Origin of the sequence: Candidatus Competibacter phosphatis, from assembly GCF_012939995.1 — a bacterium.
In the GTDB taxonomy this organism is placed as follows: domain Bacteria; phylum Pseudomonadota; class Gammaproteobacteria; order Competibacterales; family Competibacteraceae; genus Competibacter; species Competibacter phosphatis.
The window spans coordinates 1-669 of sequence record NZ_SPMZ01000101.1 but is presented as its reverse complement, the minus strand read 5'-3'; the positions used below and the strand labels follow the sequence as shown (position 1 = coordinate 669).

Genomic DNA, 669 nt, shown 5'->3' with positions numbered 1-669 from the left:
GCCAACATCGAGCCTTGGCCGCTGGCGGCGATGCGGGCAAGGATTTCCCGCAGGGCGTCGCGGGCCGATTCCGGCGGAATGACGCATTGGTATTGGAAGAAACCGCGCGCGCCATACAAGCGGTTCCATTCCAGCAGGTTGTCCAGCGGGTAAAAGAAGGGCTGATAGGGTGTCAGACCGCGCGCCGGACGCGGCAGATGGTAGTAAAGCCCGTTGAAGCCATGCACGCTCAGCTTGTTCACCCAGGAAACCGGCGGCGTGAATGGCACGGTCAGCGACCGACGCAATGGTGGTGCCGGAGCCACAACGCCCGATGGCGCATGCATACCCGCCAAGTAGAGGCCCCGACCCAGCGTCCGCCCGGCGGCGGCGCAATCGATCCAGGACACGATGTATGGGTAACGCGCCTCGTAATCGTCGTTGAGCGCGAAGAATTCATGCAGGTTGGCAAAGCGTCGATGCTCGACCACGATCCAGGGATTGGCGATACGCTGCAACTGGATTTCGACCCAAGCGATCAGCCCGGTCAGACCCAGCCCGCCGACCGTGGCCCGGAACCATTCGATATTTTGCTCCGGCCCGCAAAGCAGCCGTGTACCATCCGAACGCAGCAGTTCGAATAGGCGGACTTGTTCGCCGAAACTGCCAGCGACATGGTGATTCTTGCCA

General features: G+C 61.9%; 1 pseudogene. It reads right to left on the bottom strand.

The annotated features are described in order from the left end of the window. Window positions 1-669 (bottom strand): annotated as a pseudogene (locus tag E4P82_RS20780) (FAD-binding protein); the annotation flags it as partial.